This window comes from Pseudomonas sp. Marseille-QA0892 (assembly GCF_054950135.1).
Genome location: NZ_CM143104.1, coordinates 3,774,473 through 3,797,597 on the forward strand (window position 1 = coordinate 3,774,473; position 23,125 = coordinate 3,797,597).

Annotated in this window: 19 protein-coding genes, 1 pseudogene and 1 riboswitch; of the genes and pseudogenes, 6 read left to right on the forward strand and 14 right to left on the reverse strand. The window is 61.1% G+C overall.

Translation table 11 applies throughout. The features are described from left to right. Window positions 1-4: 4 nt before the first annotated feature. Genes ACY8D3_RS17585 through ACY8D3_RS17610 form a run of 6 tightly spaced genes read right to left on the reverse strand, consistent with a single transcriptional unit; the run spans window position 5 to window position 5,445 of the window. Complete coding sequence (locus tag ACY8D3_RS17585) at window positions 5-1,126, reverse strand: NAD(P)/FAD-dependent oxidoreductase (protein WP_462380102.1); 1,122 nt, start codon at window positions 1,124-1,126, stop codon at window positions 5-7. After that, window positions 1,123-2,484, reverse strand: coding sequence for an FAD/NAD(P)-dependent oxidoreductase (locus tag ACY8D3_RS17590; RefSeq protein ID WP_462380103.1), 1,362 nt, complete (start codon window positions 2,482-2,484; stop codon window positions 1,123-1,125). The genes ACY8D3_RS17585 and ACY8D3_RS17590 overlap by 4 nt, the downstream gene beginning before the upstream one ends. Next, complete coding sequence (locus tag ACY8D3_RS17595) at window positions 2,481-2,771, reverse strand: (2Fe-2S)-binding protein (RefSeq protein ID WP_462380104.1); 291 nt, start codon at window positions 2,769-2,771, stop codon at window positions 2,481-2,483. Before ACY8D3_RS17595 ends, ACY8D3_RS17590 begins: the two co-directional genes overlap by 4 nt. Window positions 2,772-2,778: 7 nt before the next feature. After that, the gene (locus tag ACY8D3_RS17600) at window positions 2,779-3,573 is read right to left on the reverse strand and encodes an ABC transporter permease (protein ID WP_462380105.1); all 795 of its coding nucleotides are present in this window, start codon (window positions 3,571-3,573) and stop codon (window positions 2,779-2,781) included. A 4-nt stretch (window positions 3,574-3,577) separates the two neighbouring features. After that, window positions 3,578-4,426: an ABC transporter permease gene (locus ACY8D3_RS17605; RefSeq protein WP_462380106.1), complete on the reverse strand. Its 849-nt coding sequence runs from the start codon at window positions 4,424-4,426 to the stop codon at window positions 3,578-3,580. Further along, window positions 4,423-5,445 carry an ABC transporter ATP-binding protein gene (locus ACY8D3_RS17610; RefSeq protein ID WP_462380107.1) on the reverse strand — a complete coding sequence of 341 codons (1,023 nt, stop codon included), beginning with the start codon at window positions 5,443-5,445 and terminating at the stop codon, window positions 4,423-4,425. The genes ACY8D3_RS17605 and ACY8D3_RS17610 overlap by 4 nt, the downstream gene beginning before the upstream one ends. Window positions 5,446-5,684: 239 nt before the next feature. On the opposite strand from ACY8D3_RS17610, the gene ACY8D3_RS17615 reads away from it, so the two are divergent. Beyond that, window positions 5,685-6,515 carry an IclR family transcriptional regulator gene (locus tag ACY8D3_RS17615; protein WP_462380108.1) on the forward strand — a complete coding sequence of 277 codons (831 nt, stop codon included), beginning with the start codon at window positions 5,685-5,687 and terminating at the stop codon, window positions 6,513-6,515. A gap of 41 nt (window positions 6,516-6,556) precedes the next feature. On the opposite strand, the gene tkt is transcribed toward ACY8D3_RS17615, so the two are convergent. After that, window positions 6,557-8,554: a transketolase gene (gene tkt / locus ACY8D3_RS17620; protein WP_462380109.1), complete on the reverse strand. Its 1,998-nt coding sequence runs from the start codon at window positions 8,552-8,554 to the stop codon at window positions 6,557-6,559. Between the two features lie 193 nt (window positions 8,555-8,747). Here tkt and ACY8D3_RS17625 point away from each other — a divergent pair, with 193 nt between their 5' ends. The 3 genes and pseudogenes from ACY8D3_RS17625 to ligB all read left to right on the forward strand — a co-directional run. Continuing rightward, window positions 8,748-9,746, forward strand: a complete 999-nt coding sequence (locus ACY8D3_RS17625; RefSeq protein WP_462380110.1) for an ArsR/SmtB family transcription factor — start codon at window positions 8,748-8,750, stop codon at window positions 9,744-9,746. A gap of 13 nt (window positions 9,747-9,759) precedes the next feature. Further along, entirely contained in the window at window positions 9,760-10,950 is a 1,191-nt protein-coding gene (gene metK, locus ACY8D3_RS17630) for a methionine adenosyltransferase (RefSeq protein ID WP_462380111.1), read from the forward strand. A 101-nt stretch (window positions 10,951-11,051) separates the two neighbouring features. Next, window positions 11,052-12,725 (forward strand): annotated as a pseudogene (gene ligB, locus ACY8D3_RS17635) (NAD-dependent DNA ligase LigB); the annotation flags it as partial. Window positions 12,726-12,795: 70 nt separating this feature from the next. Here the strand turns inward: ligB and ACY8D3_RS17640 are convergent. After that, window positions 12,796-13,185, reverse strand: coding sequence for an acyl-CoA thioesterase (locus ACY8D3_RS17640; protein ID WP_462380112.1), 390 nt, complete (start codon window positions 13,183-13,185; stop codon window positions 12,796-12,798). A gap of 193 nt (window positions 13,186-13,378) precedes the next feature. Next, a riboswitch (S-adenosyl-L-homocysteine riboswitch) is annotated at window positions 13,379-13,463 on the forward strand. A gap of 23 nt (window positions 13,464-13,486) precedes the next feature. On the opposite strand from ACY8D3_RS17640, the gene ahcY reads away from it, so the two are divergent. After that, entirely contained in the window at window positions 13,487-14,896 is a 1,410-nt protein-coding gene (gene ahcY, locus ACY8D3_RS17645) for an adenosylhomocysteinase (RefSeq protein WP_462380113.1), read from the forward strand. A 69-nt stretch (window positions 14,897-14,965) separates the two neighbouring features. Continuing rightward, entirely contained in the window at window positions 14,966-15,814 is an 849-nt protein-coding gene (gene metF, locus ACY8D3_RS17650; RefSeq protein WP_462380114.1) for a methylenetetrahydrofolate reductase [NAD(P)H], read from the forward strand. 54 nt (window positions 15,815-15,868) lie between these two features. Here metF and ACY8D3_RS17655 read toward each other — a convergent pair whose 3' ends face one another. The 6 genes from ACY8D3_RS17655 to ACY8D3_RS17680 form a co-directional block, all read right to left on the reverse strand. Beyond that, window positions 15,869-16,489, reverse strand: a complete 621-nt coding sequence (locus tag ACY8D3_RS17655; protein WP_462380115.1) for a TetR family transcriptional regulator C-terminal domain-containing protein — start codon at window positions 16,487-16,489, stop codon at window positions 15,869-15,871. Window positions 16,490-16,685: 196 nt separating this feature from the next. Next, window positions 16,686-17,942 (reverse strand): NupC/NupG family nucleoside CNT transporter, encoded by a 1,257-nt coding sequence (locus ACY8D3_RS17660; RefSeq protein WP_462380116.1) that lies wholly within the window; start codon window positions 17,940-17,942, stop codon window positions 16,686-16,688. A 27-nt stretch (window positions 17,943-17,969) separates the two neighbouring features. Further along, window positions 17,970-18,386 (reverse strand): cytidine deaminase, encoded by a 417-nt coding sequence (locus ACY8D3_RS17665; RefSeq protein WP_462380117.1) that lies wholly within the window; start codon window positions 18,384-18,386, stop codon window positions 17,970-17,972. Between the two features lies 1 nt (window position 18,387). Then, on the reverse strand, window positions 18,388-20,091 hold the full coding sequence (locus tag ACY8D3_RS17670) for a bifunctional metallophosphatase/5'-nucleotidase (RefSeq protein WP_462380118.1): 1,704 nt from the start codon (window positions 20,089-20,091) through the stop codon (window positions 18,388-18,390). A 17-nt stretch (window positions 20,092-20,108) separates the two neighbouring features. Next, on the reverse strand, window positions 20,109-20,756 hold the full coding sequence (locus ACY8D3_RS17675; RefSeq protein ID WP_462380119.1) for a MotA/TolQ/ExbB proton channel family protein: 648 nt from the start codon (window positions 20,754-20,756) through the stop codon (window positions 20,109-20,111). A 54-nt stretch (window positions 20,757-20,810) separates the two neighbouring features. Continuing rightward, the gene (locus tag ACY8D3_RS17680) at window positions 20,811-23,117 is read right to left on the reverse strand and encodes a TonB-dependent receptor family protein (protein ID WP_462380120.1); all 2,307 of its coding nucleotides are present in this window, start codon (window positions 23,115-23,117) and stop codon (window positions 20,811-20,813) included. Window positions 23,118-23,125: the final 8 nt, after the last annotated feature.

Here is a 23,125-nt window from a genome sequence, read left to right on the forward strand (position 1 = left end):
CGCGTTAGGCGGCGGCTGGCTGAAACCGTTGAATCGAGAATGGTCCGATGGGTGTGTCAGTGCGGCCTGCGCAGACAAGATCGGCAAGAACTTCGCCAACCGCCGGGCCAATCTGGAAGCCACCGCCTGCAAAGCCGAAACCATGCAATAGCCTTCGACGTTTCCCGCTGAAACCGATGATGGGTTGCCGGTCTGGTAAGTAGCCTTCTGTTCCGCTCCAGGTCCTGATCACATGAGCGCCCTTGAGCATCGGGAATAGCGCGGCGGCGTCTCTCAACAAGGTGGTCAGAGTTTGCTGGCCAACACGCGCTCGACTATCGTCCAGTGCGAAACCCTGGCCTCCCCCGATGACACAGTTGCCGCGCGCGACCTGACGGGCATATATACCGCCGCCCTCTACACCGGTGCTCGCCGTCATGAAAACGGGCATGGGCTCGGTCACCAGCATGGCGGGATGGCCAGCGTGCATCGGCACCGGTTCGCCATATTGAGCGGCCAGTGAGGTCGCCCACGCGCCGGCGCAGTTAAGCAGCCAGCCGCTACGAATTTCTATCCCGGAACCAGTAGTGACTCGAAAGCCGTCGCCGTCATCGTCCACGTGCGCGACTGGCATCTGTTCGTGCACTATCGCACCATGACGACGGGCAGCGGCTGCGAATGCCGGAGACACCAAACGCGGGTTTGCATGGCCATCGCCGGGGCAGAGCGACGCACCGACTGCGGCGTCGCCCACCCATGGGAAACGTCGGCGTACGTCCTCGCGCGACAACAATTCCAGCTCCAGGCCGAAGCCCTGCGTCTCTTCTGCATAGCGTTCCAGCGATGCCATGTCCGCTTCACTACGTGCAAGCTTCAAATGGCCCGAACGAACGAACTCGCCATCGATGCCGATATGGCCGGGCAGATCATTCCAGACCTTGTACGCCCGCTGCGACAGCGGCAGCTGGGTCAGCGGGCGCCCCTGCCGGCGAACCCCGCCGAAGTTCACACCACTGGAGCGCGAGCCACAGAAATCCCGCTCCAACAGCACGACACCAACCCCACGTTTTCTCAGCGCGAGGGCAGCCGACGTTCCGACGATGCCGCCGCCTACGATGACGACGTCGGTATCGTGTACAGCGCTCATTCGTCGCACTCCATGCAAAACGGAATCGGCTTTATAGGGGCCTGCCCGCGCAGCCGGCCCACTTCATCGATCCGGCGACCACTCTCGCTGGCAATGATCTCGGCGGCGGCCGCGCCACACATTCGGCCCTGACAACGTCCCATCCCGACGCGGCAAAGCGCCTTGGCACGATTGATATCGATTGCACCATCCCTTACGACGGCACGAAGCTGCCCGACACTGATTTCTTCACAGCGGCACAGCATCAAGTCATCGAGTGCCTCGGCGGCCCATTGCTCGGGGAACGGGAATGCCCGCTCAAGGCCCTGGCGAAAGCGGCCGACGCGCGCCAACCCATGCTCAAGCGCCGCCACCCGGCCGGCATCGACCCTTTCACCGGCATCTTCGAGAAGCGCCAACGCGGCACGCTCGCCAGCCATTTCCGCTGCATCCGCGCCCATGACCCCAGCGCCGTCGCCTGCCAGGTAGACGTTTGCGGTACTGCTGCGGCCGGCCGGATCACGAAGCGGCAACCAGGCGCGATTGAGCGCACTCCACTCGAACTCGCACCCGAGGAGATCCGCCAGTTGCGTCTCGCTGCGCAGCGCATAGCCAAAGCCGAGGGCCGTACAGGGTGTACGGTGTTCGACGCCGTCGCGTACCCAACGCACGGCACCCACCTGCCGCTCACCCTGAACATCAAGTAACCGCGCCTTTTGTTCGACGGCTATGCCGCGGGCAAGCAACCAACTGCGGTAGTACAGACCTTTGGCCAAAGTAGCAGGCTGTTCGAGCATGCTGCCCACCGCAATGGTTTGCTGCATGAGGCTTGCATGGTCGAGAACGGCGGCGACGCGCGCGCCAGCCTTCGCATATTGATAGGCAACCAGATACAACAGTGGACCAGTACCTGCGAAGACGACCGGATCGCCAATCGCACATCCCTGAAACTTCAACGCGATCTGCGCAGCGCCCAGGGTGTACACGCCCGGCAAGGTCCAGCCTGGAACAGGCAGTACACGGTCGGTTGCGCCTGTCGCGATGATCAGACAGTCATACGCCACGCGCTCAAGGTGGCCATTGCACATGACATCAAGCGTGCCGTCTCCAGCGTTCCAGACGAGACTGTTCGGCCGGTAGTCGATTGAGCTCGACAACGCATCCGCGCAGCGATGCAGGGCTGTGGCTTTGCCGGCCTCGAAACCATAGAGCGCCTTAGCGGGGCGGGTAAATTCGGCAGGCGGCCTCCGATAGATCTGGCCTCCGGACCGAGCGGCTTCGTCCAGTAAGACCGGAACCCTTCCGTGGCGTACGAGCGTTTCAGCAGCGCGAACCCCAGCAGGCCCTGCACCAACCACAACAATTCGTGTTGCGTTCATAGATGGCGTCCAGGTTCGCGAACCACTTTCATGCCTGGCTCTACGAATGTTGCGCATGCCCGAAGGCGTCGGCCATCCGCAAGCCGCACCCAGCAATCCTGACAGGCGCCCATCAGGCAGAACCCTGCCCGAGGCTCAGCGCTGAAATCGCTGCCTCGCAAGGCCTCTGCCTGGCAGAGTACGGCTGTCAGTACCGTATCGCCCTTCAAGGCAGTGACCGGCTTGCCGTCGAGTTCGAATGCAACCTGGGGTCTGTCCCGCTCGGCCAGACGCTTCAACTGTGCCATGCCCACCTCACTGCTTGCCGACCAGCACCCGGTCCAGGCCGTAGACCCGGTCAAGTACGATCATTGTGGCTGCCGTCAATGCGATGACGAGCGCGGACACCGCAGCCATCATGGGATCGATCGATTCGGTCGCATACACATACATGCGCACCGGTAGCGTCTGGGTAGCAGGCGAGGTGACGAAGATCGACAGCGTCACCTCGTCGAAGCTATTGATGAAGGCCAACAGCCAGCCACCGGCTACCCCTGGCAGGATCATTGGGAGCGTGACCCGTAGGAACAGAGAGACGCGTCCCGCACCGAGCGACTCTGCCGCCTGCTCTGCACTTCGATCCATGCCCACCGCCGCGGCCAGCACAAGCCGCAGCACATACGGCGTGATAACCACCGTGTGGGCAAGGATCAACCAGCCGAAGCTACCCGTCACCCCTATCAGCGCGAACAGGCGGAGCATGGCGACGCCCAAAACGAGATGCGGAATGATGATCGGCGATAGAAAAAGCGCGTTAAGAAAATCACGGCCAGGAAAATACAAACGCGTAATGGCAAGCGCCGCCGGCACGGCGATAACCGTAGCGAGCGTTGCCGATGCGAAGGCCAGCGTCAGGCTGTTGTAGAACGCATCGATGAAATCAGCCCGTTCGAAAACTGCTCTGAACCAGCGCAGCGAAAATTCGGATGTAGGCAGGCTAAGCGTGTTCTCGGGCGTAAACGCAACCAGGCATACCACTACCATTGGCGCTAGCATGAACACGACGACGAGCCCGTGGAACGCCAGTGCGAGTGGACCGTTTCTGGACATAGGATTACCCCAGCGCCTTCTTGTATCGCCGCTCTAACAAGCGGTTCCATGACAGCATCACGATCAGATTGAGTACGAGCAGAAGAACGGCAATGGTCGCTCCCAGCGGCCAGTTCAATTCAGCTAGGTATTGGTCGTACACAAGCGTCGCAACCATTTTCAGCCGCCTGCCTCCGAGCAAGCCGGGGATGGCGAAAGAGCTGGCCGACAGGCCGAAGACGATCAGACTGCCGGAGAGCACGCCCGGCATGATCTGAGGCAATACGACCTTGCGCATGACCGTGGCCTGGCTCGCGCCGAGTGACAGCGCGGCCTGCTCGGCCAACGGATCGAGCCGCTGCAGAGATGTCCAGACTGGAATGACCATGAAGGGAAGCATGACGTGCACGAGCGCTATTACGACCGCGAACGGTGTGTAGAGCAGCTTCACGGGTTCGGCTCCAAGCGCTTGGAGCGCCTGATTGACCAACCCGTCGGCACCCAGAAGCAGGCTCCAGCCGAACGCGCGCACCACCACGGAGATCAGGAGTGGCGTCAAAATCAGGATCAGGAAGATCGAACGCCAAGGCGCGCCCATACGACTGAGGATGTACGCCTCGGGCACGCCGATTAGCACGCACAATAGTGTTGTCAGTGCGCTGATCCAAAGCGTCCGAAAGAAGATTTCAAGGAAGAATGGATCGCCGAACACCTCGGCGTAATGGCCAAGTGTGTATGCATCTGCGTCCACGCCCGTGTTGTAGTCGAACACGTTGAAGGACAGCACCAGTGTCAGCCCCAGCGGGATGATCAGTAGGCCTACGAACAGCGCAAACGCCGGCCCAGTCAGCAGATAGCCGCGATGCCAGTTCACGCGCGGGCCTCCTGCTCCAGGGGTCTCAGCAAATCGCCCGACCAGGTCAGTCCGACCCTTGACCCGTCGGGTAACGGCTCGCCGCCCTCGTTGGGTCTCACCACCGTGATTTGACCGAGAGGGGTATCCACCCGATACATCCATTGGCTACCCAGAAAGAAACGCGTCCGGATTTCCCCGTCGATTATTCCCTCTCCTGAGCGCGTTATCTGAATCTTCTCGGGGCGCAGGCTCAGCTGGCGCTCGCCCTCTCCCACCGCACACAACGACTGATTACCTGACGCATCCCGCTTGCTTTCAACGAGGTTTGCCTTGCCGACGAAGTCGGAAATGAAGCGCGTACGCGGATGCTCATAGAGGCGGTATGGCTCGTCGATCTGCGTGATGCGCCCAGCCTCCATGACAACCACTCTGTCGCTGATCGACAGTGCTTCCGATTGGTCGTGGGTCACCATGAGCGTGGTGATACCAACCTCACGTTGAATACGCCTGATCTCGAACTGCATTTCTTCGCGCAGATTGGCATCAAGGTTGGAGAGTGGTTCATCCAACAGGAGTACAGGCGGTCGAATTACTAATGCACGTGCCAGAGCAACTCGCTGGCGCTGCCCTCCCGACAGCTCACGCGGATAGCGATCGGCATGAGCGCCCAGTCGGACCAAGTCGAGGGTTTGCTGGACGCGTTGTTCCCGCTCGGCGCGTGCGACCTTGCGCATCAGCAGGCCAAACGCAACGTTGTCCGAGACCGTCATGTGAGGAAAGAGCGCATAGCTTTGGAATACGACGCCCAAGCCTCTTGAACTGGGCTTGGCATGGGTAATGTCGCGTCCGTCGAGCACAATCCGGCCTTCGGACACTTCTACGAAACCCGCGATCATCTGCAGCGTGGTCGTCTTGCCGCAGCCGGAAGGACCGAGCAAGGAAACGAACTCGCCCTTCTCTACGGCCAGATGAGTGCCCATGACGGCCGCCACGCCACCGTATCGCTTGGTGAGTCCTTCCAGGGATAGAAACGCCATTTCTGCATCCACCTCCGATCATCGGACGCGCCGAGGGCGCGACGGTTAGGGCAGTTTCGAAAAGGCAAAGCCATCGACTCTTCTGGTCGCTGGGCAGGACAGGCGGTGGATTTGTTATTCGAGTGGCCCGATGGACAGCAGAGTAGGCACACGCCTACGATGATCTCAACGCTAAATTTCACGTGGCGTTGTGTTTTTCATATTTATTTCGTCAGATGAAATTCGGAGCGCCTCTTCTAGTGACAGATTCCGCTGAAAGAAATAATGAAGCGACTTCGTCAGGACCTATTTCACGGGCTTTTAGCGTAATAAAAGCGCTGGCAGACACAACCGAAGGGGAAAAGGTGTCTCGGCTTGCCGAGCGTATCGGCCTTTCGCAGCCCACGGTTCATCGTCTGTTGCAGCAGCTGATCGAAGAAGGCATGGTCGAACAGGATGGACGCAGCAAACGTTATCGCCTTAGCCTCGAGCTTTTTGCGCTGGCTGCCAAGGCAGGGAATATCACCAACCTGCGCGATCTTGTCCGCCCGACACTGCTGCGGTTGTCAGCGTCATTGAATGATTCGTTGTTTCTGTTGGCCCGTAGCGGCTTTGACGCCATCTGCCTGGATCGCAGCGAAGGGCCTTTCCCGATTCGGACTTTTACGGGCGACATTGGCGGGCGAGTGGCGTTAGGTGTAGGACAGGGCAGCGTTGCGATACTGGCTTTTCTTCCAGAGGACGAACGCGAAGCGGTCATCCGCTACAACCTTCCTCGGCTGCGCGAGCTGCATCTGTACGATGAGGTGATGTTGAGGTCCGAAATCAACAAGGTCCGCGAACAGGGGTTCGCCTGTCGCAACACCGGCTTGCTGCAGGGCATGGCCGGTGCGGCTGTGCCAATCCTTGATCGCAACGGACACTCAGTCGCAGCGCTCAGCGTAGCGACCATCAGCGATCGGCTCGGTCCGGATCGTATGCCGACCGTCATCGAGTTGCTGAAAAGGGAAGCCAATGCGCTCACGCCGCGGATCAATCCATTTGACCCTTTGCTAAGGCGTCCCACGCGGATTTTCGGCCAAGCAGAATAAACAAAGCCGCCCGAAGGCGGCTTTGTTCTACGCGCGCAGGATCAGTCTTCCAGCAGTTCGTCAGCCACCGAGAGGATGTTCTCGACGGTGAAACCGAAGTGCTCGAACAACTGAGCCGCCGGTGCCGATTCGCCATAGGTGGTCATGCCGATGACGCGGCCTTCCAGGCCGACGTACTTGTACCAGAAGTCGGCGTGGCCGGCTTCGATCGCGATGCGGGCAGACACTTCCACCGGTAGGACCTTCTGCTTGTAGGCGGCGTCCTGCTGGTCGAATACGTTGGTCGAAGGCATCGACACGACGCGCACGCTCACGCCCTTCTCGATGAGCTTGTCGTAGGCCTGGATGGCCAGACCGACTTCTGAACCTGTGGCGATCAGGATGAGCTCAGGCTCGCCGACGCAATCCTTGAGAATGTAGCCGCCGTGAGCGATGGCTGCTTCGGTCTCGTGGTCGCGCAGGTTGTGCGGCAGGTTCTGACGGGAGAAGACCAGCGCGCTCGGGCCGTCCTTGCGCTCGATCGCGTGTTTCCACGCCACGGCTGCTTCGACGGCGTCAGCTGGACGCCAAGTGTCCAGGTTCGGCGTGTAACGCAGGCTGGCCAACTGCTCGACCGGTTGGTGCGTCGGGCCGTCTTCGCCAAGGCCGATGGAGTCATGCGTGTAGACGTGCAGGACGCGCAGCTTCATGAGCGCGGACATACGCACCGCGTTACGAGCGTATTCCATGAACATCAGGAAAGTCGCGCCATACGGTACGAAGCCGCCATGCAGGGCAATGCCGTTCATGATGGCCGTCATGCCGAACTCACGAACGCCGTAGTACATGTAATTGCCGGAAGCGTCTTCCTCTACAACCGGCTTGCAGCCTTTCCACAGGGTCAGGTTCGAACCGGCGAGGTCGGCCGAGCCGCCGAGCAGTTCGGGCAGCAGCGGGCCGAACGCATTCAGGCAGTTCTGGCTGGCCTTGCGGCTGGCGATGGTTTCGCCCTTTTCCGCAACGGCGCGGATGAATTCGGAGGCTTTTACCGCGAAATCATCCGGCAGTTCGCCCGCCATGCGGCGCTTGAATTCATCTGCCAGGCCGGGATGGTCAGCTTCATACGCGGCGAAGCGCTTGTTCCAATCGTTCTCGGCCACAGCGCCCTTGTCGCGGCAATCCCACTCGGCATAGATGTCTGCCGGGATTTCGAACGGGCCATGCGCCCAGTTCAGCTGCTTGCGAGTGGCCTCGACCTCATCCAGGCCCAGCGCGGCGCCGTGGCTTTCTTCCTTGCCCTGCTTGTTGGGCGAGCCGTAGCCGATGATGGTCTTGCAGCAGATGAGAGTCGGATGGTCACTCTTCTTGGCTGTCTCGATCGCCATGTGGATCTCATCGGCGTCATGGCCATCGACGTTACGGATGACCTGCCAGCCGTAGGACTCGAAGCGCGCCGGGGTGTCGTCGGTAAACCAGCCGTGGACTTCACCGTCGATGGAGATGCCGTTGTCATCGTAGAAGGCGATGAGCTTGCTCAGGCCAAGGGTGCCGGCCAGCGAGCAGACTTCGTGAGAGATGCCTTCCATCATGCAGCCGTCACCCATGAACACATAGGTGAAGTGATCGACGACGGTGTGGCCGTCACGGTTGAACTGGGCCGCCATGATCTTTTCAGCGACCGCCATACCGACGGCATTGGCGATACCCTGGCCGAGCGGGCCAGTGGTGGTCTCGACACCTGGGGCGTAACCGTACTCGGGATGGCCTGGGGTCTTGCTGTGCAGCTGGCGGAAGTTCTTGAGATCGTCGATCGACAGATCGTAGCCAGTCAGGTGCAGCAGCGAGTAGATGAGCATCGAGCCATGGCCGTTCGACAGTACGAAGCGGTCACGGTCGGCCCACTGCGGGTTTGTCGGGCTGTGCTTGAGGTAATCGCGCCAGAGTACTTCGGCGATGTCGGCCATGCCCATGGGCGCGCCGGGGTGGCCGCTATTGGCTTTCTGCACAGCATCCATGCTGAGGGCGCGGATGGCATTGGCGCGTTCGCGACGGCTGGGCATCGAAAAAGTCTCCTGCGGGGTACGGCATAGATAGAAAGGGCTGCTATTTTCGCCCAGGCCGGAAGCGGTAGCAAATACTCAATTACAGTCGGCATACGCGTCAGATGCGCGCAGGCTGCGGCCCGTGCCAATATCAAAACATTTTGATATTGAGATTGCCCGAAGCGAAACCGCCGTCTAGACTTCATTTCCCATGAACATGCGCGTTTCCTTAACCCGAAAAGACGCTGCTGAAACCCTCTCTGCCTTGTGCAAAGCCGGGGGCGATCCTTTGCGTCTCAATGTGTTACGGGCGCTGGCGAACGACTCGTTCGGCGTGCTGGAGCTGTCGCAGATTTTCGCCACCGGGCAATCGGGGATGAGTCATCACCTCAAGGTGCTCTCCCAGGCCGGCCTCGTGGCAACGCGTCGAGAAGGCAATGCCATTTTCTACCGTCGCGCCCTCCCCCGGGTCGACCAGCCCGGTAGCGCATTGCACACGGCCCTGCTCGATGAGGTCGACGGTCTCGAGCTTACGGCCAGCATCAGGGCCGGCATCGCTGCGGTGCAGGAACAGCGCGCCGCCGCCAGCCGCGAATTCTTCGCGCGCATGGCTGCAAAGTTCCAGGCACAACAGGATCTGATCGCCGGTCTGCCTCAGTACGGAGACAGCGTGTTGACGCTGCTAGACAACCTGCCTTGGGCGGAGCGTGCCACGGCGCTAGAGGTCGGCCCGGGGGACGGCGGATTTCTACCTGCGCTGGCCAAGCGATTCAGCGCAGTGACGGGGCTGGACAACAACCCGGCCATGCTCGAACTGGCGCGGCAACGGTGCCTGGAGCAGGGGCTGGACAATGTCGCGCTCAAGCTGGCCGACGCGCTCAATGATGAGGAGACGGCGGCAGACTGCGTCGTCGTGAACATGGTCCTTCATCATTTCGATCAACCCGAAGCAGCCGTTCAGCGGCTGGCAAGACTCGTGGCACCTGGCGGCGGTCTGCTGGTCACTGAACTGTGCAGCCACGATCAGGCATGGGCCCGCGAAGCATGCGGCGATGTCTGGCTGGGCTTCGAGCAGGATGACCTGGCCCAGTGGGCCGGTGCGGCCGGGCTCACACCTGGCGAAAGTCTCTACCTTGGTTTACGCAACGGTTTTCAGATTCAGGTTCGGCACTTCGCCAAGCCTGCCGAAGACCGCCTCACCCACCGGTAATAGGAACCGATAGATGAGCGAATACTCCCTGTTTACGTCCGAGTCCGTCTCCGAAGGGCACCCGGACAAGATTGCCGACCAGATCTCCGATGCAGTGCTGGACGCCATCATCACGCAGGACAAGCACGCCCGCGTGGCGGTCGAGACGCTCGTCAAGACGGGTGTGGCCATCATCGCCGGCGAAGTGACCACCAGCGCCTGGGTCGATCTCGAGCAGATCGTCCGCGACGTGATCTGTGACATTGGCTACACCAGCTCGGATTTCGGCTTTGACGGCGCCACTTGCGGTGTCATGAACATCATCGGCAAGCAGTCTCCCGACATCAACCAGGGCGTCGATCGCGCCAAGCCTGAAGATCAGGGCGCTGGCGACCAGGGCCTGATGTTTGGCTATGCCAGCAACGAGACTGACGTGCTCATGCCCGCGCCGATCCGCTTCTCGCATGCGATGGTCGAACGTCAGGCCGAAGCGCGAAAATCTGGCCTGCTGCCATGGCTGCGTCCGGACGCCAAGTCTCAAGTGACCTGCCGTTATGACGGCGGCAAGGTTGTAGGTATCGACGCGGTGGTGCTCTCCACCCAGCACAATCCGGACGTCAAATACAGCGACCTGCGCGAAGCCGTCATGGAGCTGATCGTCAAACATGTCCTGCCGGCCGAACTGCTGCACAAGGACACGCAGTTCCATATCAACCCGACCGGGCAGTTCATCATTGGCGGCCCCGTCGGTGACTGCGGGCTGACCGGCCGCAAGATCATCGTCGACTCCTACGGCGGCATGGCCCGCCATGGTGGTGGCGCGTTCTCGGGCAAGGATCCGTCCAAGGTTGACCGATCAGCTGCGTACGCAGGGCGTTACGTGGCGAAAAACATCGTCGCGGCTGGCCTCGCCGAGCGCTGTGAGATCCAGGTCTCCTACGCGATTGGGGTTGCCCAACCCACGTCGATCTCGATCAACACGTTCGGCACCGGTAAGATTAGCGACGAACGCATCGTGCAGCTGGTTCGCCAGCATTTCGACTTGCGACCCTACGCCATCACGACCATGCTTGATCTGCTGCACCCGATGTATCGGGCAACCGCGGCGTACGGCCACTTTGGTCGTACCCCGGAGCACCTCACGGTCGGCGATGACAGCTTCACAAGCTTTACTTGGGAGCGCACCGACAAGGTCGAGGCCCTCCGCGCTGACGCCGGTCTCTGACGAATTGATTCGGCCGGATTGGCCGAAGCGTGACCGCTGCCCGGAAGGCGCTACCGGACAGCGGCATGATGCGCAAAACAAACAACGACTGGAGAGCACGGATGCTCTACTCTCTTCGCTGGATCACGCTACTGGGCCTGATGGTGGCCGGCTCGCTATCAGCTGCCGATTGCCCATCGTTCAGTACTGCGCGCATCGAGCTATCCGCGCTTACCGAACAGCTGATCCTCTGGGACGATGCCTATCATCGACAGGGGACCGGCATCGTCGATGACGAGATCTACGACCAGGCGCGTGCCGATGCCGAGCATCTCCAAGCCTGCCTTGAACAACCCTTCGCGCTGCCAGCCCCACTTGAAACCTCGGCGGGCCCCGTCAAGCATCCGATTCCGCAAACGGGCCTGAACAAGGCTCGTAACAGCGGGGACGTCGCGGTGTGGATGAATAACCGCGACGACCTCTGGGTGCAGCCCAAGGTCGACGGTGTTGCCATCACTCTGGAATACGCCCACGGGCAGTTGATTCGCGCTGTCAGCCGAGGCGACGGCGAAACCGGACAGGACTGGACGGACAAGGCCCGCAACGTACCTGCAATTCCCAACGAACTAAACGACGACTCGCCTCGCCTCGTACTGCAAGGGGAGCTGTATTGGCGCTACGACGGGCATATCCAGGCCGACATGGGTGGCCGGCGGGCACGCTCCCAGGTGGCCGGACTCATGGCTCAGAACGCGCCCGCAGCGGAAGAACTCGCGAAGCTCGGGCTGTTCGTCTGGGATTGGCCGGAGGGCCCGGCGACGCAGGAAGCGCGTCTGGAAAAACTGTCACGTCTCGGCTTCCAGGAGAGCGTGGCACTGACCCAACGCATCAAGACACTCCAGGACATCGCCCATTGGCGCGAGCGCTGGTACCGCCAGCCGCTTCCCTTCGCAACGGACGGCATCGTGATTCGCCAGGCCGAGCGCCCGCCGGCCAGCCGTTGGCGCGCCGAGGCGCCCCACTGGGCCATTGCCTGGAAATATCCCTACTCAAAGGCGCTCGCGGAAGTCGAGAACATCGAATTCAACGTTGGACGAAGTGGGCGCATCACGCCGATCCTCAAGGTGAAACCCGTTGTCATCGATGATCGACGCATCGAGAGTGTAAGCCTGGGTTCGCTTCGTCGCTGGCAGGAACTCGACATCCAGCCGGGCGACCGGGTCGCTGTTGCCCTCGCCGGCCTGACGATCCCGCAGCTCGAAAGCGTCGTGCTGAAGCACCCCGGCCGCAACCCCATTCGTGCGCCGGAGCCGGGGACCTACCACGAGCTGAGTTGCTGGCAGCTCACACCGGGCTGCGAAAGCCAGTTCCTCGCACGGCTCGAGTGGCTAGGCGGCAAGCGCGGCCTGGACTTGAACGGCGTCGGGCCGGGCACGTGGAAGATGCTCATCCGTGCAGGCTCCGTAAACGACCTGCTGGACTGGCTGGAGCTACGTCCGGATGCGCTAATGACTATCCCTGGCTTCGAACGCTTCCGCTCCGAAGCATTCGTCGTCCAGGCGCAGAAGGCTCGTACTAAATCGTTCCAGACCTGGCTCCGCGCCCTGGGGCTGCCACCGACCGGCTCTGCCGAGCTGGGCGATGACTGGGATACCCTAGCCAACCGCTCTCTGGCGGATTGGCGCGCACAACCAGGTGTGGGACCCAAGCGGGCCGAGGCGCTCTATGCGTTCTTCAGGCATCCCGACGTCCTCGCTGTCAAAGAGCGCCTGGTCGGTCTGAACGTGAAAGGCTTCGGTGTGCGTGCGCATCACATGCGACGTCGAGCCACTGCCTGGCAGCCGTCGAAGGTCGACGAAGCCGCCGTCACTCCCTGAATTGATCCTCGATGTAGGTGATCTGCGTCTTGCCGTGCGCCGCGGGCTGGCCGTCTTCGCCCATGTTCACAAAGACCATCTTGTCGATCGTCAGGATGCTCTTGCGGGTGATCTTGTTCCGCACCTCGCAGCGCATGGTGATGGAGGTGCGTCCAAAATCGGTCGCGGTGATTCCAAGCTCAATGATGTCGCCCTGCCGGGCCGAACTCACGAAATTGATCTCGGAAATGAGCTTGGTCACGACACGCTGGCTGCCGAGCTGCACGATGGCGTAGATGGCCGCCTCTTCATCGATCCACTTCAGCAGGCTGCCGCCGAAAAGCGTGCCGTTTGGATTGAGGTCTTCGGGCTTCACCCACTTGCGGGTATGGAAATTCATGGGGCCTCCTTGAATAGCCAATCGTTGCGTTACATCTACATCCTGCGCCGGCTCGCTTCAATTGTCTCGTGAAGCATCTCAATAACCGTCATAGACGCCCGTCGGAACGACAGAATTACTTTGGTGCCCGCTTGGACCAAGCTATACTTCGACACGTTTCACATGGCCGGCGCAGTCCGGGCATGCCCGCCACCCGAGCGAGGGGCGCTGCAGCAGGCAATGACCTGTCAGGCTCGATCGGGGCGTTTCCCAGAACGCATCAACGGCGCCCATTCGCACATTACGAATGGAGACTCATTGCATGAGCGCTGTCATCACGCCTGCCGAATTCAACGACTTTAAAGTCGCCGACATCTCCCTGGCCGACTGGGGCCGCCGCGAGATCATCATCGCCGAATCCGAAATGCCGGCACTGATGGGTCTGCGCCGCAAATACGCGGGCGAGCAGCCCCTCAGGGGCGCGAAGATTCTCGGCTGTATCCACATGACCATCCAGACCGCCGTTCTCATCGAGACACTGGTCGCGCTGGGCGCCGAAGTGCGCTGGTCGAGCTGCAATATCTTCTCTACCCAGGATCAGGCCGCCGCAGCCATCGCCGCTGCCGGCATCCCTGTCTTCGCCTGGAAAGGCGAGACCGAGGAAGAGTACGAATGGTGTATCGAGCAGACCATCCTCAAGGACGGCCAGCCCTGGGATGCGAACATGATCCTGGACGACGGCGGTGACCTCACCCAGATCGTGCATGACAAGTACCCGCAAATGCTCGACCGCATCCACGGCATCACCGAAGAGACCACCACCGGCGTTCACCGCCTGCAGGAAATGCTGCGCGGCGGCACGCTGAAGGTGCCTGCCATCAACGTCAACGACTCGGTCACCAAGAGCAAGAACGACAACAAGTACGGCTGCCGTCACAGCCTGAACGATGCAATCAAGCGTGCTACCGACCACCTGTTGTCCGGCAAGCAGGCGCTGGTCATTGGCTACGGCGACGTGGGCAAGGGCTCGGCTGCCTCGCTGCGTCAGGAAGGCATGATCGTCAAGGTATCCGAAGTCGACCCGATCTGTGCCATGCAGGCCTGCATGGACGGCTACGAGCTGGTTTCGCCCTACAAGGACGGCATCAATGACGGTACCGACGCGTGCATCGATACCGCACTGCTCGGCAAGATCGACCTCATCGTCACCACTACCGGCAATGCGAACGTGTGCGACGCCGGCATGCTGAAAGCCCTGAAAAAGCGTGCGGTCGTGTGCAACATCGGTCACTTCGACAACGAGATCGATACGGCCTACACCCGCAAGAACTGGCACTGGGAAGAGGTCAAGCCGCAGGTCCACAAGATCCACCGCACCGGCAAGGACAACTTCGACCCGTCGAACGACGATTACCTCATCCTGCTCGCCGAGGGCCGCCTGGTGAACCTTGGCAACGCCACGGGCCACCCGAGCCGAATCATGGACGGCTCCTTTGCCAACCAGGTGCTCGCGCAGATCCACCTGTTCCAGGAGAAGTTCGCCGACCTGCCCGTTGCCGAGAAGACAGCCAACGTCACCGTCATGGTTCTGCCGAAGAAGCTCGACGAGGAAGTAGCCGCCGAGATGGTGAAAGGCTTCGGTGGCGTGCTCACTCGCATGACACCCGAGCAGGCTCGCTACATCGGCGTTGAAGTCGAAGGCCCGTTCAAGCCTGACAGCTACCGGTACTAATCGCGGCCGACGCACGCCGGGCAGGTTCATCCGCCCGGCATGCGCAGCCGATATGCGTGGTAAATGCACATGACATCGAACAATCCGCCGATCAGCTTCGAGTTCTTCCCGACCAAGACCGAGGCCGGGCATGAAAAGCTGATGGGCGTCGCGCGCCAGTTGGCCGAGCGCGGCCCCGAATTCTTTTCCTGCACCTATGGTGCGGGCGGCTCGACCCGAGACCGCACGCTCAATACCGTGCTGCAACTTGACGGTGAGGTGAGCGTCCCGACGGCCCCTCACCTCTCCTGCGTAGGCGACAGCAAGGCCGAACTGTTGGAATTGCTGGAGCTGTATCGGAGCAAGGGCATCCGCCGTATCGTCGCCCTGCGTGGCGACCTGCCGTCCGGCATGGGCCTGTCCAGCGGTGAACTGCGTTATGCGAACGAGCTGGTCGCCTTCATTCGCGAATCCACTGGCGATCACTTCCATATCGAAGTAGCCGCCTACCCGGAAACGCACCCGCAGGCGCGCAGCTTCGAGCATGACCTGGCGAACTTCATCAAGAAGGCCCAGGCCGGCGCCGACAGCGCGATCACACAGTACTTCTTCAACGCCGACAGCTACTTCTACTTCGCTGAGCGGGTACACAAGGCAGGCGTGGACATTCCGATCCTGCCTGGGATCATGCCCATCACGAACTACAGCAAGTTGGCGCGCTTCTCCGATGCATGCGGTGCCGAGATCCCCCGCTGGCTGCGCAAGCAGCTCGAAGCCTATGGCGACGATATCGCGAGCATCCAGGCGTTTGGCGAGCAGGTCATCACCGAGATGTGTGAGCGACTGATCCAGGGCGGCGTCCCGGGTCTGCACTTCTACACACTCAACCAGGCCGACCCCTGTCTGGCCATCTGCAACAATCTCAGCCTGGGCCGATAAGCGCCTCGGCTTGCTTCGACCGATCGACAAAACGTCGGTCGAAGCGCTCCTTCATCAGGGCGCCAGCCCGATTCCGCGCAAAATGACCGCCGTCACGGTTTGTACAGAGTGCTCGAACTGCTCGTCCGAAAGCGGGTGGCCGTCATTCAAGGACGTGACCTGGTGTTCAAAGTCCGCGTAATGCTGGGTAGACGCCCAGATCATGTAGAGCAAGGCCGAGGGCTCAACCGGCAGAATGCGCTTGTCCTCCACCCACTGGCGGATCTTGGCGATCTTTGTTTTCGCGCCTGCACCCAGATTTTCATCGAGTCGATCATGGAAGAGCGGCGCGCCGTGCATCATCTCGCCGGCCCATAACCGCGAGCCGTAGGGTCGGGTCCGGGAATGATTCATCTTCTCCCGAATATAACTGGTCAGCACGACGCCCGGGTCATCGAAGTAATGAAAGCAGGCGCCTTCCTTCTCCCAGAGCGCCAGCAGGTTGACCAGCACTTCACGGTACAGCTCTTCCTTCGTGGTGAAGTAGTAGTGAAGGTTCGAGCGAGGAAGGCCGACATGAGCGGCAATGTCCGCCATGGAAGTACCGGCATAGCCCTGCTCGGCAAAGACACGCTCGGCGGCGAGCAGGATCTTTTCGACATTCTTGCGACGAATCTCAATCTTGTGATTTGCCATATCCTGCCCCTGGCGCCCGCTTGAGTGACTGCCTGCCTATCCCACCGTACGCATGTCTACGCTGCAATACCGCAACGCACCGCATCGTCGGTACGCTCAGAAGACGCGCTTGCCCTCGATGGCGTCACGCGCCGCGCAAAGGGAGCTCGCTGGCTACCGACCACACGGCGAGTGCCGCCGCAAAAGCATCTCGGCGTTACAACGAAATGAACAGGCCGGCAAGCGCTGCGCTCATCAAGTTCGATAACGTACCGGCCGCAACCGCTTTCAGGCCAAGGCGCGCCACATCTGGGCGCCTCGAGGGTGCCATGCCGCCCAGACCACCGAGCATGATGCCGATCGACGCCAGGTTGGCGAATCCGCAAAGTGCGAACGTGATGATGACCTGAGCCCCTGCTGAAAGCGCCGCTGCGTCGGTACTGCCTGCCGCCGCCTGGGTGGCGGATGCGAAGTCCACGAAGGCGACGAATTCATTAAGGACCAGTTTTTCACCGATGAACCCGCCCGCCAGAATCGCCTCCTCCCACGGCACGCCGATCACGAAGGCCAACGGGGCAAACACATACCCCAACAGCCGCTGCATACTGAGGTCAGGGTAACCGGCCCAGGCTCCAGCCCATGCCAACACACCATTCACGAGCGCAATCAACGCAATGAACACCAGCAGCATGGCCCCGATGTTAAGCGCCAACTGCAAGCCACTCGACGCGCCCAATGCAGCGGCGTCGAGCACATTCGCCGGTTTGTCGGCCAGCCCGGCTGAGACCGCTTCGCCGGGTTCACTGGGGCGCTCGGTCTCCGGCTCGATCAACTTCGCCATCAGCAGCCCACCGGGCGCAGCCATGAAGCTCGCAGCGATCAGGTACTTGAGCTCGATGCCCAGGCTGGCATAGCCGATCAAGGTCGACCCGGCGACCGAGGCCATACCGCCGACCATCACGGCGAAGAGTTCCGAGCGGGTAAGCGTCGGCAGGTAGGGCCGGATGACCATCGGTGCTTCGCTTTGCCCGACGAAAATGTTCGCCGCAGCTGCCATGGACTCGGTTCGGCTGGTTCCGAGCAATCCGCGCAGTGCTCCGCCGATCACCCGTATAAGCCAGGTCATGATGTGCAGGTAATAGAGCACGGCGATGAAGGCACTGAAGAACACGATCAGGGGCAGCACTTGAATCGCGAAAACGAAGCCGCCACCCCCGAAGACTTCATACATGTGGTCACCGGCCAGACCGCCGAACAGAAAGGCGATGCCCTCCCGCCCGTAGTCCTGCAGGCACGCCACCGAAGCGGACAACCCACCTAAGACGCGCTGGCCCCAGGGGACATAAAGCACGAAGAGCCCGAGCGCCGCCTGAAGCACGAACGCGCCGATGACGGTCCGCAACCGGATGGCCCGAAGATCCCTGGACAGTGCCATGGCAAGCAGCAATAGCACCACAACGCCGATACAGCCCATTCGACGACTCCATACGTATGGCGTTGGTCAGCCTGGCAGGTGAAAAGCCCCGGGGAGCAAATCCGTCACCGACCATCGCCGGCTGGCCGTCGGGTCATACCCAAGACAGTACACCGGACAGTGGGGATGCATGAGTTCGGCCATCACCTGGCGGCACGCCCCGCAGGGCGAGATGACCGGGACATTTGGCGCGTACACCAGCATGGCGCGCAGCGCTGTTCGGTCGACGCCCTGACTGAGCGCTGAAAACAACGCGCTGCGTTCCGCGCAATTGGTCAGCCCGAAGGATGCATTCTCGACATTGCACCCGGCGACGATGCGACCATCATCCACCAGCAAGGCCGCGCCGACCGGGAAGGCCGAGTGCGGGCACCAGGCCCGCGCTGCAGCCGATTTCGCCACGCTCACCATTTCGTCATGAGTCGCCTGAGGCAGGCCGAGCACTTCAGCGCGTCCCGCTCGCCGTGCCGCTTACACGGCGTATACGTCCATCCGCCTGGGCGCGGCCCGCCGGTTTCCCGGCCTGATCACTCGCCTGAAGGTAGGTGATCAATGCTTCCAGGTCATTCAGTCCCGTATCCAGACGATTGCTTCCCTCGGTAAGGACCGTGAGACCGTCGCCCCCATCGGCCATGAAGGAGTTCACAGTGACGCGGTAGGAGGCATCGTCGCGTATCGGCGCGCCGTTCAGCATGACGCTTCCAGGCATGACACGCTGCCCTTCCGGACGTGCCGGATCCCAGCGATAGCGAAGGCTGGCCGATGGTTGCAGCGGATTGAAGCTATCTCCGCGCCATTGCTGCTCGAGCAATGCGCGCAATTGCTTGCCGGTAAGCGTGACGAGCGTCAGCCCATTGTTGAACGGCTGTATTCCAGCCACTTGCGCGTACGTAACCTCGCGCTGTCCTGGCTCAAGTACGATCCCGTCCCGTATGCCGCCCGCATTCATGAATGCGACCTGCGCCCCAAGCGGCTGTGTCGCGGCGAGTTGAGCGTCGGCTATGAGATTGCCCATTGGGGATTCGCCATCAGCGTTCACCTGCCGACTGACTTCGGTCGCGCCCAGACGCGCCACCGGCTTGCGTAACATGGCCTGGCTACGCTCCGCGACCTTCTCGGCCAAGGCTGCTACCGCTGGGTCAGCGGGATAGCGTGCCGGATCCACCACCACGTTTTCCGCTTCGACCGCGAGGAGCTGTTCGCCATTCGGATCCACGAGAAGCTTCACGTGTGTCATCAATCGGCCGTGGGCGCCGGCCTGGGTAACCAGTACATCACCCACCTGGCACAGGTAGCGTTGATGGCTGTGAGCGCTGAGCAGTACCTTGATGTGCGGGTCCAGCCGCTGGGCGATAGTGGCGATCTCGCCGCGCAGGTCGGTACACGGCGGCTGCTCGGTTGTTTCCGGCGTTGTTCCGCCCTGATGGACGACCGCAACGATCGCCTGAACGCCCTGTGCCAGCAGCGCTGGGACCTGGGCATTGATGGCCTCGGCTTCGTCGAGCGTTCTCATGCCGGTCATTGCGTCCCGCGAGACCATGGTGTCGACGCTTTCAAGCACGGCACCGACGAACCCAACCTTGACGCCGTGCACTTGCTCGACGTGATAGGCCGGAAAGAGCGGCTTGCCCGTCTGGCTGTCCACCAGGTTGGCGGCGAGGTACGGGAACTTGATGCCGGCATAGTTGGGTTCGAATTGGCACGCCTTGTCCGGGCGCGGCGAATCGCAGCCGCCTTCGATTTGCCGCATGAACTCGGCTCGGCCCATGTCCAGCTCGTGGTTGCCCACGGCTGATAGGCGCATGCCCATCATGTCCATGGCGCGAAGCGAAGGCTCGTCCGCCCACATGGATGAAATCGGCGGGCTGCCGCCTACGAGATCGCCGACGCCTACGAACAACAGCTCAGGGTCCTGTTTCCGCATTTCGGCCAGCAAGCCGCTGATGGCGGCGATCCCACCGGCCTTCATTTTCTGCGGCTGACCACTCGCGTCGAGGTAGGTCAGGTTGCCGGACTCGATGTAGCCATGGAAATCATTGAGCGCGACGATGTTGACCTCGACAGGCTCGTGGGTCCGGTGCTGGCTGCAGCCAGCAAGGAGGACAGCGGCGAGCAGCGTCAGGCGGCTCAACGGGCGGAGATGCGGCATGGCGTCGGTCGTCCTTGTCAGTGCGAGGGTTGCAGTGCACCCGGCGCGGTCGATGCCGCCACTGGCGCGTTTGAGGTGGCCCCCATGCCGGCGCGCAGCACCAGCATCTTCAGATAATCATTGATCAGCTCCAGTCGATCCTGGAGATGGCTATTGCAGACCAAGCCCACCAGGGCGATCGCGATACCGAGGCCGGTCGCATAAAGCGCCGTACCGATGCCGCGGGATACTTCGCCTGGGTCGGAGACGCCCGCATCCGCCAACGCCTTGAACGTATCGATAATGCCCAGAATCGTCCCGAGCAGGCCCAGCAACGGGGCGCCCGCCACGACGGTTTCCAGAATCCACAGCCCATGGGCCAGCTTGCCCCGCATCGAAATGTAGATCGCCTGCCCCAGGTCCTCCAGTTCATTGTGCGACGTCACGTGCTTGCGGCCGTCGAGCAGCTGACCAACCAGAGAAAGCGGCAGGCTATCGCGCTTGCGCACGGCCTCGGGTAACTCCTCTACCGAGCGAACGCGGCGGTGCATGGCGGCCTCCAGGGCGCGCGCATTGCGCAGGGTGTAGCCGAAGAAAATGGCACGCTCGATCACCACGAAGGCAGCTACCGCAGCAGCGGCATACATGATGAAGAAGGTGATGTCGTGCAGCAGGTCCATGTTCATGGGTCAACCTCGTCGAACGCGAAGAAACGGGGCCGGCAGGCCGGCCCCTCAGGCTCAGAAAGATGCTTCAAGCGATACGGCGACCGTGCGCTCTTCGCCGATGGTGTAGTACGGTGTGCTGGCACTGGCAAAGGCGCCGCCTGGGCCGTCATAGCGCTGCGAATTGAACTGAATGGTTCTTACCCCGGACAGATACTCGCGGTCGAACAGGTTGTTCACCGAAAGGCGGACCGTGGCGCTCTTCATCAGATCGCCGGACACGGGCAGGCGATAGCCCAGATTTAGGTCAACCAGTGTGTAGTGCGGAATGGACTCGTCGTTGGTGAGGTCGCCGAACTGGTTGTCGACGAACTTGCCGACGACATTTCCGTAATAACGGCCGTTGTCGTAGCCCAGGCTCAGGTTGAACAGGTTCTTGGGAACGCCCGTGATCTGTTTGCCCTTGGTGGGTAGGTTTACACCCGAATAGAGGGTGTCATTCTGTTGTTCGGCTTCGGTGTACGTGTAGGAGGCGTAATAGTTGAAGTTGTGAGGCAGCAGCCCGCTCCACTCCAACTCCACACCCCGGTTCTCCACGCTACCGACGTTCAACATCTCGTATTGGCCGTCCAGGTTCCGGCTCGAGACCTGGCGGTTGGTGTACTTGAGGTAGAACAGGGTCGCGCTGAGCGCCATGTCCTCACCATTGAAGCGCCAGCCCAACTCATGGTTCCAGGTCATCTCCGGATCGAGGCTGAGTGAATCGCCCCCGTTGTACAGGGCATAGTTCGGCGGGGTCCGCATGTTCCGGCTCAGGCTATAGAACACCTGCTGATCAGGGTTGAGCTGGTAACGGGCGCTGAAGCTGGGCAGAAGTTCGTTGTAATCCTTGCTTCGCTTCACCGGCGCGTCGTAGAGGCTCCCACGATTGTTGCCCTTGCGCTCGGTATGCTGATAAGCCAGACCACCAGTCAGCGTCAGATCCGGCGTGGCGTACCACGTATCCTGGATGAACAGCTTGTGCACTGGCGTGACCGTAAAGTAGTTACGCCCCTGCACAACGGCGCCATTGGCATCACGAACCTGATCGGAACCATGGTAATCAGCCCAGAGTTCAACAGGCGCCGCATCGGCCTTAAGCGGTATGAACGGCTGTGTCTGGCGCTGACGGGCACGCTCGTACCAGTAACCCACGTCGACTGTATGCTCGTCGTTCAGATTCCAGCTCAGGCGGGTATTGATACCGGGACGCCACGTCTCGGTCCAGGACGGCCGGTAGTAATAACCGCTGACCGGATTGCCGTCGCCCCTATAACCGTTGAAAGAATTCAGGTTGCCCAGGTCGTACACGCCACCGGCGTTGGAAGTACCGCTATTGAGCGATGCGGCGTTATTCGGGGCCCCGTAGCTGCCACCACTCGCCCAGTAGTAATACGGGGCTACCGTGAGCTGAAGATCGTCCCGCAGCTGGAAACGACTCGTTATGGCTGCTGAGAAATTCTCGAACGGGTTTCTTGAGGTCTTGTAACTTGCAGCTGAAAGGACAGGTTGCCCATCGAACGTACCGAACGCTGGCGCATCCGGGTAATCGAAACGGTGATTGGCTGAGAATTGTTCTTTACTGGCAGAGGTGTAGTTGTAATTTTCCTGCTTGTGATACTTGAAAATGCCATTGATGCTGTTGGCTTCGCCAAACTTGAACAAGCTGTTCAGTTCGACCTTTTCCGCATCCAGATCGCCCTTGCCTTTCCACTTGTCGCTCTGCGTCTTCGACGCCGAAATGTAGTTGCTCAGGCCATTGTGCTCGCCTGTGTTCAACCGTACGAAGGTCTTGCTCAGGCTGTTGCTGCCAAGCGTCTGCTTTGCGAAGACGCCAAAATCCTCGGTCGGGCGCATTGAAACTAGACCGATACTCCCGCCGCTTGCGCCGATGTTTGGCGCGTCGATGTCGGACCCGCCTTGGGTAACGAAGATTTCCTGCAGGTTTTCCGCATCGCCCAAGAGGTTCGGGTAGGACTCATAACTGCCCGAGTCGTTGATGGGGATGCCGTCCATGGTCATGCCGATCTGGTTTGCGCTCATACCGCGCATGGTGAAGTTGAAACCGGACAACCCGGACGCGTCATCGCTTGAGACGTTGATCCCAGGCGTATAGCGAAGCTTGTCGATACCGTTGCCGGTAGGGTTCATCTTTTCCAGCGCTTCCTTGGTCACGGTCGACCGCGCCCGCGGCGCTTCTTCGTGGACCATCCGGCCATTGCCTAGCGTCTGGCCGGTGACGTTCACATTCCCGACATCGGCGGTTTCCTGCGCAAGCCCTGCAGCCGTCCAGCTGCCGCAACCGGCGGCCAGCAGCATTACGAACATCCTGTTAAGCGTCATGTCGCCAG

Excerpts from the sequence above, each read along its gene's own strand:
- ACY8D3_RS17585 (WP_462380102.1), bottom strand. The coding sequence starts at position 1,126 with ATGAGCGCTGTACACGATACCGACGTCGTCATCGTAGGCGGCGGCATC.
- ACY8D3_RS17590 (WP_462380103.1), bottom strand. The coding sequence starts at position 2,484 with ATGAACGCAACACGAATTGTTGTGGTTGGTGCAGGGCCTGCTGGGGTT.
- ACY8D3_RS17595 (WP_462380104.1), bottom strand. The coding sequence starts at position 2,771 with ATGGCACAGTTGAAGCGTCTGGCCGAGCGGGACAGACCCCAGGTTGCA.
- ACY8D3_RS17600 (WP_462380105.1), bottom strand. The coding sequence starts at position 3,573 with ATGTCCAGAAACGGTCCACTCGCACTGGCGTTCCACGGGCTCGTCGTC.
- ACY8D3_RS17610 (WP_462380107.1), bottom strand. The coding sequence starts at position 5,445 with ATGGCGTTTCTATCCCTGGAAGGACTCACCAAGCGATACGGTGGCGTG.
- tkt (WP_462380109.1), bottom strand. The coding sequence starts at position 8,554 with ATGCCCAGCCGTCGCGAACGCGCCAATGCCATCCGCGCCCTCAGCATG.
- ACY8D3_RS17625 (WP_462380110.1), top strand. The coding sequence starts at position 8,748 with ATGAACATGCGCGTTTCCTTAACCCGAAAAGACGCTGCTGAAACCCTC.
- metK (WP_462380111.1), top strand. The coding sequence starts at position 9,760 with ATGAGCGAATACTCCCTGTTTACGTCCGAGTCCGTCTCCGAAGGGCAC.
- ACY8D3_RS17640 (WP_462380112.1), bottom strand. The coding sequence starts at position 13,185 with ATGAATTTCCATACCCGCAAGTGGGTGAAGCCCGAAGACCTCAATCCA.
- ahcY (WP_462380113.1), top strand. The coding sequence starts at position 13,487 with ATGAGCGCTGTCATCACGCCTGCCGAATTCAACGACTTTAAAGTCGCC.
- metF (WP_462380114.1), top strand. The coding sequence starts at position 14,966 with ATGACATCGAACAATCCGCCGATCAGCTTCGAGTTCTTCCCGACCAAG.
- ACY8D3_RS17655 (WP_462380115.1), bottom strand. The coding sequence starts at position 16,489 with ATGGCAAATCACAAGATTGAGATTCGTCGCAAGAATGTCGAAAAGATC.
- ACY8D3_RS17660 (WP_462380116.1), bottom strand. The coding sequence starts at position 17,942 with ATGGGCTGTATCGGCGTTGTGGTGCTATTGCTGCTTGCCATGGCACTG.
- ACY8D3_RS17670 (WP_462380118.1), bottom strand. The coding sequence starts at position 20,091 with ATGCCGCATCTCCGCCCGTTGAGCCGCCTGACGCTGCTCGCCGCTGTC.
- ACY8D3_RS17675 (WP_462380119.1), bottom strand. The coding sequence starts at position 20,756 with ATGAACATGGACCTGCTGCACGACATCACCTTCTTCATCATGTATGCC.
- ACY8D3_RS17680 (WP_462380120.1), bottom strand. The coding sequence starts at position 23,117 with ATGACGCTTAACAGGATGTTCGTAATGCTGCTGGCCGCCGGTTGCGGC.